Here is a 9,172-nt window from a genome sequence, read left to right as displayed (position 1 = left end):
CCGACGGCAGCATCACCGCGGTCGGCGCGAACAAGTGCCTGGACGTCAGCGGCGCCGGCACCGCCAACGGCACCAGGACGCAGATCTGGACCTGCCACGGCGGCGCCAACCAGAAGTGGACCCGCGCCTGACGGTCCGCGAAGGCGCCACCGCCGGGGCGAGTCACCGCCCCCGCTCACCTCCACCGACCGCATCATCGACGCCCGTACCCACCACATCTCCGCCGGCGGGTACGTCCTGCAGAGCTCTACCTGGGCCACACCCAGGAGCGTGTCGGCTCCTGGGTGTGGCCCAGGAGCGGACACCTTCGTCCCGCTCCTGTTCGGCAAGTCCGGGCGAGTGGAGGCTGCGTTCCGGACGGTGCCCCGGCCAGGTCAGGACGCATGGGCCGGAGCCGACGCGGAGTCCGGTGCCGGCTGTGATCCGCACCATGTCCTGCTCACCAGGTGACCGGGAGTTCGTGAACGCCGTAGACGACGGCGTCGCTCTTGAACGGCAGGTCCTCGGCCGGTGTGGCGAGCCGCAGGGCGGGGACGCGGCGGAACAGCGTGTCGAAGACGATCTGCAGTTCCATCCGGGCCAGGTTCTGGCCGAGGCACTGGTGCGGGCCGAAGCCGAAGGCGAGGTGGTGGCGGGCCCCGCGTTCGACGTCCAGTTCGGCCGGGTCCTTGAACGCCGCCGGGTCCCAGTTGGCCGACAGGGCCGAGACGATGACGCCCTCGCCGGCCTTGATACGCGCCCCGCCGATCTCCACGTCTTCGGTGGCCACCCGGGAGGTGACTCCGTCGGCGATGGTGAAGTAGCGCAGCAGTTCCTCCACGGCCATGGGCGTCTTGTCCGGATTGGCGGTGATCAGGGAGAGTTGCTGCGGGTGGGTGAGCAGTGCGACCACGCCGAGCGAGATCATGTTCGCTGTGGTCTCGTGTCCGGCGGTCAGCAGCAGGAAGGCCAGGCTCACCAGGCCCGCGTGGTCAAGGGCGCCTTGCCGGCGTTGCCGGGCGATCTGCCGGCTGAACAGGTCGTCGCCGGGTTCGGACTCCTTGCGGGTGACCAGGTCGTCGATGTAGGCGCGCAGTTCGGCGAAGGCTCGCTGCCGGTCCTCCAGGGAGGTCCGGCTCACCATCATGGTGGTGCGGCTTTGGAAGAAGCCGTGGTCGCTGTAGGGGACGCCGAGCAGTTCGCAGATCACCAGGGAGGGCACCGGCAGGGACAGCGCCTGTACCAGGTCGGCCGGCTGCTGGTCGGTGGCGAGCAGGTCGTCGATGAAGCGGTCGACGATGTCCTGGATCCGTGGGCGCAGCGCGGCCAGCCGCCTGACGGTGAATTCGCCGATCACCGGGCGGCGGGCCGCGGCGTGTTCCGCGCCGTCCATGCCGAGCATCAACGGCGGCTGGCTGCGGAGCTGCCGCAAGGTCGCCGCATCGAGGGTGAAGAGCGGAAAGCCCTCCTTACGCTTGTCGCAGGAGAAGCGGGGGTCGGCGAGGACGGCACGGCCTTCCTCGTGCCCGGACACCCACCACGCCTCGCCGCCGCTGGTCAGGCGGACCCTGCTGATCGGTGCCCGCTCGCGCAGCCGTTCGTAGGCGGCGGGCGGGGCGAAGGGGCAGCCACGCTCGACAGGCACTTCCAGGTCGGCGCGTTCGCCGGCGACGCTGTTCGTCATGAAGAACCTCCTGGTGAAAAGTCCGGGATGAAGCCGGAGGCGGTGTGGGCTGTTCCGCCGATGTTCATCGCAGGGTGAGTGGGGTCTCGGATGCGATGCGGGTCAGCTTGTCGGGGTTGCGGACGTAGTAGAGGCCGGTGATGCGGGCGTCCTCGACCCGGGCTGCTATGACGCCGTCGATCTCGCCGTCCACGCGCAGGAGGAGCGCCGGGTTGCCGTTGACCACGGTGGGCTCGCTGGTGAGCGTGACCTGGGCTTTGCCGAGGCCGCTGACGATCATGCGGGCCACCTTGCCCGCGCCGATGATCGGCTGCGGCGCGGCCTGCTTGACGCCGCCGCCGTCGCTCACCAGAACGACCTCAGGGGCGAGCACGTCGAGCAGGCCCTGCAGGTCCCTGGTCTCCAACGCGCGCCGGAACGACTCCAGAGCCGCCCGGGCCTGGCCCGGGGAGACCACCTCGCGAGGACGCCGGGCGTCGACGTGCCGACGGGCCCGGTGCGCGATCTGGCGTACGGTCCCCGGCGTCTTGCCGACGGCGGCCGCGATCTCCTCGTAACCGATGGCGAAGACCTCGCGCAGCACGAAGACGGCCCGCTCGGTCGGCGACAGCGTCTCCAGGACGAGCATCAGCGCCATCGACACGCTCTCGGCCAGCTCGACGTCCTCGGCCACGTCCGGCGCGGTGAGCAGCGGCTCGGGCAACCAGGAGCCGACGTAGTCCTCCTTGAGACGCCTCATGGTGCGCAGCCGATCCAGCGAGCGCCGGGTGGCGATCCGTATCAGGTAGGCGCGCTGGTCGGACACCTGCCCCAGGTCGACCTTGACCCACCGAAGCCAGGTCTCCTGCAGGGCGTCTTCGGCGTCGGCCGCCGAGCCGAGCATCTCGTAGGCGACGGTGAACAGCAGGTTGCGATGGGCGAGGAACACCTCGGTGGCCGGGCCCATCCGACCGCCACCGGCCATCGGCTCGGCTGCGCCCGTCGTCGCGTCCCCGCGTTCCCGCATACCTGGCTCCTGCCCGCTCATTCGCGACTGCTGCTCCATGCATAAGGCGCCTGCGCCTGCCGATGTGTGACACCCGTGATGGGTGACACACCTCACGTCACCGCACTGTCACAAAGTCCGGGGCGCGAACGCCGCATGGTCGTCAGGGTGCCGACTCCCTGAGCGATCACCTTGGCCCCGCCGCGGGGTGACCGCGCAACCGCCATCTCACCAGGAACGGAAAGACATCATGAGCAAGGTCTGGTTCGTCACCGGTTCGTCTCGCGGCCTGGGCCGCCACTTCGTCGAGGCCGCCCTGTCGCGCGGCGACAAAGTGGCCGCGACCGCCCGTACCGCCGCAAGCCTTGACGAGCTGGTCGCCGGCTACGGCGACGCGGTGCTTCCGCTGGAGCTGGACGTGACCGGCAAAGCCGTCGTCTTCGACGGTGTGAAGCGGGCCGCCGAGCACTTCGGCCGTCTCGACGTCATCATCAACAACGCCGGATACGCCCAGGTCGGCGCGGTCGAGGAGATCACCGAACAGCAGTTGCGCGACCAGATGGAGACCAACCTGTTCGGCGCGGTGTGGGTGATCCAGGCCGCACTGCCCTACCTGCGCGAGCAGGGCTCGGGACACATCATCCAGCTGTCCTCGGCCGCCGGGCTCATGGCCATGCCGCTCAGCGCCGCCTACAGCGCCTCCAAGTGGGCCTTGGAAGCCGTGAACGAATCCCTCGCCCAGGAGGTCGCCGACTTCGGTATCAAGGTGACCGTCATCGAGCCCGGCGGCTTCGCCACCAGGGGCGGCAAGAACCCCGATCCCCTCGACAACGGCCACCTGGCCGAGCCCGACCCGATCTACGACGGCCTTCGCCGGCGCATCGCCGCGTTCGCGGGAAAGCAGCCCGCCGGCGACCCGGCCGCCGCGGCCCAGGCCCTCCTCAAGATCGTCGACTCCGACGACCCGCCCCTGCGGGTGCTCTTCGGGCAGGGCTTCTACCCGATCCTCCAGCAGGTCTACGCCGACCGGCTCAAGACCTGGGCCGACTGGCAGGACCTTTCGGCGCAGGCTCACGGCAACCTCGATCAAGAAGATCGGTGACCCGGCCGAGTCCACTCATCGCAAGCAAGCGAACCGACAGGAGCACCACATGAAGCACCGCATCGTCGTCCTCGGCGCCGGCTACGCCGGGGCCTACGGGGCCGGGATCCTGGCCCGTCGGTTGTCCCCGGCGGACTTCGAGATCACCGTGGTCAACGCCGAGCCGGAATTCGTCCAGCGCATGCGGCTGCCCCAGTTGGCGGCCGGTCAGGAGATCGACACTCCGAACCTCGCCGACGTCTTCGCCGGCACGGGGATACGGCTGCGCCTGGCCCGTGTCACCGCCGTCGACCCCGAGCGCCGGGTCGTCACCCTGGCCGACGCCGGCGGCGAACTCGGCTACGACACGCTTGTCTACGCGCTCGGCAGCCACGGTGACGTCGAAGGCGCCCCGGGCGTGGCCGAGCACGCCTTCGACGTCGCCGCCCGGCCCTCGGCGCTGCGCCTGCGCGAACGCCTGGACAGCCTGGTCACGCGGGGCGGAGGCGGGAACGTGGTGGTCGTCGGCGACGGGCTGACCGGCATCGAGACCGCCACCGAGCTCGCCGAATCCCGGCCCGGCCTGTCCGTGACGCTCATCGCCCGCGGACAGCTGGGCGCCCGGCTTTCGGCCGGAGCCCGCGGCCACCTGCGGCAGGCCTGCGACCGGCTGGGCATCACCGTCCTGGAGCACACCAGCGTCGAAGCCGTCGAAGCGGAGCGGGTGCTGTGCACGGACGGCACCGCCCTGGCCTCCGACGCGACCGTGTGGACGGCCGGGTTCGCGGTCGGCCCCATCGCCGCCGCCGCCGGGCTGAAGGTCACCGGGACCGGTCAGATCGTCGTCGACCGCACCATGCGGTCGGTCTCGCACCCCGACGTCTACGCCATCGGCGACAGCGCCTGCGCCGTCGGCGACAACGGCCGGCCGCTGCCGATGTCCTGCGCCTCGGCCGGCTACACCAGCCGGCAGGCCATCGAGGCGATCGTGGGACGCCTGACCGGCCGCAAGATCCCACACACCAAGCTGGTCTACACGTACAACCAGATCAGCCTCGGGCGGCGGGACGGGATCCGGCAGGCGGTCGACGACGAAGGGCGAGCGAGGGCGAAGTACCAGGGCGGCCGGAAGTCCGCACAGATCAAGTCGGTCATTCTCAGGATGGCGCTGTGGGCCACCTCGCACCCGACCTTCGGCATGCCCAGGCGCAAGCACCGCCTGGCCGCCGCACCGGACGCGACAGCCGCGAAGGCGGCCGTGTAGCCGCCTCATAGGGTGGGGTCCACGTGGACGACACCGCCGCTGATCGACCCCAGCCGGTTCGAGGCCGGAGACGCCGGCCGGCCGCAGGAGCTGTCGCCGTCCGGCTCTGACGGCCTGGGGTGACGCTCGCTTCGACGGCGACGATCGGGGCGTCGTGCACGCAGGCGATCTGAGTTGCGGCGCCGGCCCGGCGGCCAACATCCTGTTCGTGCTCCAGACCTGACGAAGTAGGATCTGGGCCCCTCGGCTGTTCCCCCTGGAGGTGTCGTTGGCCGGTCACCAGATCCTCGCGGTCGATGACGACCCGGCGATCCTGCGGGCGCTGCGGCGCGGGCTGCGGCTGGAAGGGTTCGGCGTCGACACCGCCGGCTCCGGGCAGCGGGCGCTGGAGCTCGTCGCCGTCCGCAGGCCGGACGCGGTCGTGCTCGACGTGTCCATGCCCGGCCTGTCCGGCATCGACGTGTGCGCCCGCCTGCGGTCCGGCGGGGCCGACGTGCCGGTGCTCATGCTGTCCGCCATGGACGACGTGGCCGACCGGGTCGCCGGGCTCGCCGCGGGCGCCGACGACTACGTGGTCAAGCCGTTCGACCTCGGCGAGCTGGTGCTGCGGCTGCGCGCGCTGCTGCGCCGGGCCGGCCGCGCCCCCGGCGCCGCGGTACGGGTGGGGCCGCTGGTCGTCGAGCCGGCCGCGCGCAGGGTGACGATGCACGGGCGCGAGGTCGAGGTGACCCGGCGCGAGTTCGACCTGCTGGAGGTGCTGGCGCTCAACGCCGGCCTGGTGCTGTCCCGCGAGGTGCTGCTGGAGCGGGTCTGGGGCTACGACTTCGACGTCACCGAGAACGCCGTCGACACCTTCGTCGGCTACCTCCGGCGCAAGCTGGGTGAGCCCCGCATGGTGCACACCGTCCGCGGTGTCGGCTTCGTCCTGCGGGCGCCGGCGGCGTGAAGCTGTCCACCCGCTTCGCGCTCTGCCTGGCCGTGCTCGTCCCGCTCATGGTGTCGCTGGCCGGGCTGCTGGTGCTGGCCCTGGTCTCCGCCGATCTGCGCGCCGAGCGCGACGAACGGCTGCTGGCGCGGCTGAACGCGCTCCGGCCGATGGCCACCTCGTACGCCTGGCGGGCCCGCGTCGCGCCCGCCGTGCCGCCGGACTTCATGGAGCGGCGGCTGGCCGCCGCGGTCGGTACGGGCGCGTACGTGCACGTCCACGGCGCGGAACCGCTGACGATCGGCGACGTGCCCGCGCGCCCGCCCGCCGGCGACGGCCCCGCCGACCACGCCGAAGGGGCGGGCGAGTGGCGGTACGTGGCCACCGACCTGGGGCGGCGGGGCAGCCGGTTATGGCTGTTCGAGCCGCGGGAACGGCTCGACGCCCAGCTCGCGCTGCTGCGCCGGCGGGTGTGGACGGTCACGCTGGCCGGCGCCGCGGCGGGCGCGGCGGCCGGGCTGGCGCTCGGGCGGTACGCGGTACGACCGCTCGTCCGGCTCGGCCGGCAGGCCGCGGCCCTCGACACCCCGCCGGAGCCGTCCGCCCGCACGGGGATCCGGCTGGACACCGGGTCCCGCGTCGGTGAGATCGACCACCTGGCCGGGGTGCTCAACGACCTGCTGGACCGGCGCGACGCGGCGGTGACCCGCACCGCCGAGGCGCTCGACACCGCCCGCGCCTTCGCCGCCACCGCCGCGCACGAGCTGCGCACCCCGCTCACCAGCATGGGCGCCAACCTCGCCCAGTTCGACCACCCCGGCCTCACCCCCGCCGACCGCGACGAACTCGTCGCCGACCTGACCGCCGAGCACGCCCGTGTCCAGCGGCTCATCACCGTGCTCCGCCAGCTCGCCGCCGGAGAGCTGCTCGACCCCGCGACCTCCGCCCCCGCCGACCTGAGCGGCATCGTGCGCGAAGCCGCGGCCTCGGCCCGCCGCCGCCACCCCGGCACGACGATCACCGAGTCCGTGGCGGACGGCGTGACCGTGCGCGGCTGGGCCGAGGGGCTCCGGCTGATCGCCGGCAACCTGCTCGACAACGCCGCCAGGCACGGCGAGCCCCCGATCACCGTGGAACTCGCCCTTGACGGGGCGACCGCGGTCCTCACCGTCGCCGACGGCGGCCCCGGCGTCCCCGCCGGGGAGCGTGAAGCCGTGTTCGCCCGGTTCCGCCGCCGTCCGGGCAGTCCCGGCTCCGGCCTCGGCCTGACGCTCGTCCGTCAGCAGGCCGAGCTGCACGGCGGCGCCGCCACCGTGACCGGCTCCCGCTTCGAGATCCGGCTGCCCACGGCAGGCGGGACCGGCCGGGCCCGCTCGTGGCTGGAGTGACTGCCAGAGATTTGCCAAGGACGCCCGCCATCATCGCCTCTGTCCCATCACCCACTCCAGGAGGCGACGTGCGCAGCATCCTCATCGCGCTCACCCTGGCCGCTCCCGCGGCCCCGTCCGCCGACGTCATCCGGCCGTCGGCCGACCCGGTCAAGCTGGTCGACGCCAACCGGCCGCTCTCGGCCACGTACACCTACCAGGGCGAGCGGCGCACCCTCGACGACTTCCTCACCCGTACGAAGACCAACGGATTCCTCGTCCTGCGCGGTCAGAAGATCGTCCACGAGCGGTACACCGACGCGAACCGGAACACCCGCTTCCAGTCGTGGTCGATGGCCAAGTCCTTCACCTCGGCGGCACTCGGCATCGCGCTGCGGGAGGGGCACATCCGGTCGCTCGACGAGCCCGTCACCAAGTACCTGCCCGAACTGCGCAAGTCCGGCTACAACAACGTGTCCATCCGGCACCTGCTGTGGATGTCGTCCGGCACCGACTGGGACGAGCGCGAGGACGTCCCCCGGATGCAGATCGCCGCGAACCAGGGCCAGTCGCTCACCCGGATGGCCGCCCGCCAGCAGCCCGACTGGACCCCCGGAAGCCAGTTCGAGTACAACAGCATGAACTCGTACGTCCTGGCCCGCGTGATCACCGAGGCGACCGGCACCCCCTACCACCGCTACGTCGAGAAGAAGATCTGGCAACCCGCGGGCATGGCGGGCGCGGCCCAGATCTCCAGTGACGGCAAGGGCGAGAGCCTCGGCTACTGCTGCTTCCAGGCCACCGACCGCGACTACGCCCGCTTCGGCCTGCTCTACCTGCGCCAGGGCAAGGCCCACGGCAAGCAGGTGGTCCCGGCGTCGTGGGTGAAGTCGTCCACCACCCCGTCCGAGGTCAACCCGAAGTACGGGCTGCACTGGTGGCTGGGCGGCGAGCGGGACTTCATGGCGGCGGGGTTCGGCGGACAGTACATCTACGTCTCGCCGGAGCACGACGTGGTGATCGTCAAGTCGACCACGTCGACCGGCGCGCACGACCAGGAGGAGGTGCTCGCCGCCTTCCGCGCCGTCGCCGCCAAGGTCTCCTGAGCGCGCCGTACGACACCCGGGTCACCTCGCACGGTCACCGCCGGGCGACGGCCTGCGGCGAGCCGGCGTCACGGGCTACTGAGGCTCGTCCCGGTACCGCCACCCCGACCAGCGGGTGACCCGGACGGTGATCACCGGCCCGGCGGGGCGGCGCTCGCGGTACTGCTCGGACTCACGCACGAGCGCGTCCAGCACGGCGGCCCGGTCCCGGCCGTCCACCGCCACCACCGCACTCCCGTCAGCCCGCACCCACCACAGCCGGGCCGCGGCTTCCCCTGCGCGCCCACCGTGGCCAGCCGGGAGACCCGCGCGCCCGCGAACATCCGCCGCGCCGTCTCCGCGTCCATGCCCTCCGCATGCCTCCTGCGCCGACCAGGAGACCGTCACCGTCGCATGTCGGGTGTGAACGGGCGAGTACGTGCGCGGGCTGCTGGAACCTGGCCGAACACGCCGGGCTGCTCGGTCCGCGGTCGCGCGGCCGGGGACCGAGACGATGTCGGGCTCGTCGTCCTGGCCGATGCCGGCGGTGTGGGTGCAGGGCGAACCTACGGCTCGACCCGCCCAGGACTCGTGCACGCCCGGGCCCGTCGCAGCGGGGCCCGCGGCGCTGACCGCTAGTACTCCAGTGACACTTTGCGATCATGGATCGGATCCGCGCTGGTAGTGGCAGTGTCGGGCTGTTGCTTGGTGGCGGCGGCGCCAGTCTGACCAGCGCAGAACGTGCGTGGTAGAGGGGTGCCAGGTCAGGATGAGTGCGGCCAGGAGCCGGCGGATCTCGGGC

At 72.0% G+C, this 9,172-nt stretch carries 9 protein-coding genes and 1 pseudogene; 6 read left to right on the top strand and 4 right to left on the bottom strand.

The genetic code is table 11. The features are described 5' to 3' along the window. Positions 1-11 precede the first annotated feature (11 nt). Complete coding sequence (locus KME79_RS43980) at positions 12-131, top strand: RICIN domain-containing protein (protein ID WP_308249147.1); 120 nt, start codon at positions 12-14, stop codon at positions 129-131. 308 nt (positions 132-439) lie between these two features. On the opposite strand, the gene KME79_RS43975 is transcribed toward KME79_RS43980, so the two are convergent. After that, complete coding sequence (locus KME79_RS43975) at positions 440-1,663, bottom strand: cytochrome P450 (RefSeq protein ID WP_219552561.1); 1,224 nt, start codon at positions 1,661-1,663, stop codon at positions 440-442. Positions 1,664-1,727: 64 nt separating this feature from the next. Beyond that, positions 1,728-2,669 (bottom strand): RNA polymerase sigma-70 factor, encoded by a 942-nt coding sequence (locus tag KME79_RS43970; RefSeq protein WP_219552559.1) that lies wholly within the window; start codon positions 2,667-2,669, stop codon positions 1,728-1,730. Between the two features lie 229 nt (positions 2,670-2,898). Between KME79_RS43970 and KME79_RS43965 the strand changes: the two genes are divergently transcribed. From KME79_RS43965 to KME79_RS43945, 5 genes are all read left to right on the top strand, one after another. Beyond that, complete coding sequence (locus KME79_RS43965) at positions 2,899-3,750, top strand: SDR family NAD(P)-dependent oxidoreductase (protein WP_219552557.1); 852 nt, start codon at positions 2,899-2,901, stop codon at positions 3,748-3,750. Positions 3,751-3,799: 49 nt separating this feature from the next. Then, complete coding sequence (locus KME79_RS43960; RefSeq protein ID WP_219552555.1) at positions 3,800-4,993, top strand: NAD(P)/FAD-dependent oxidoreductase; 1,194 nt, start codon at positions 3,800-3,802, stop codon at positions 4,991-4,993. A 268-nt stretch (positions 4,994-5,261) separates the two neighbouring features. Next, positions 5,262-5,939 carry a response regulator transcription factor gene (locus KME79_RS43955; protein ID WP_219552553.1) on the top strand — a complete coding sequence of 226 codons (678 nt, stop codon included), beginning with the start codon at positions 5,262-5,264 and terminating at the stop codon, positions 5,937-5,939. Then, positions 5,936-7,306: a sensor histidine kinase gene (locus KME79_RS43950; protein ID WP_219552551.1), complete on the top strand. Its 1,371-nt coding sequence runs from the start codon at positions 5,936-5,938 to the stop codon at positions 7,304-7,306. Before KME79_RS43955 ends, KME79_RS43950 begins: the two co-directional genes overlap by 4 nt. A 68-nt stretch (positions 7,307-7,374) precedes the next feature. Beyond that, positions 7,375-8,391 (top strand): serine hydrolase domain-containing protein, encoded by a 1,017-nt coding sequence (locus KME79_RS43945; protein ID WP_308249277.1) that lies wholly within the window; start codon positions 7,375-7,377, stop codon positions 8,389-8,391. A gap of 75 nt (positions 8,392-8,466) precedes the next feature. Here the strand turns inward: KME79_RS43945 and KME79_RS47335 are convergent, their stop codons facing one another. Continuing rightward, entirely contained in the window at positions 8,467-8,616 is a 150-nt protein-coding gene (locus KME79_RS47335) for a PNPOx family protein (RefSeq protein ID WP_308249276.1), read from the bottom strand. Between the two features lie 414 nt (positions 8,617-9,030). Then, a pseudogene (locus KME79_RS47705) lies at positions 9,031-9,172 on the bottom strand (IS701 family transposase); the annotation flags it as partial.

Source organism: Nonomuraea harbinensis, from assembly GCF_019396385.1.
Lineage (GTDB): Bacteria > Actinomycetota > Actinomycetes > Streptosporangiales > Streptosporangiaceae > Nonomuraea > Nonomuraea ferruginea.
Note: the sequence above shows the minus strand (reverse complement) of the source record. Positions and strands in the feature narration are given on the sequence as shown.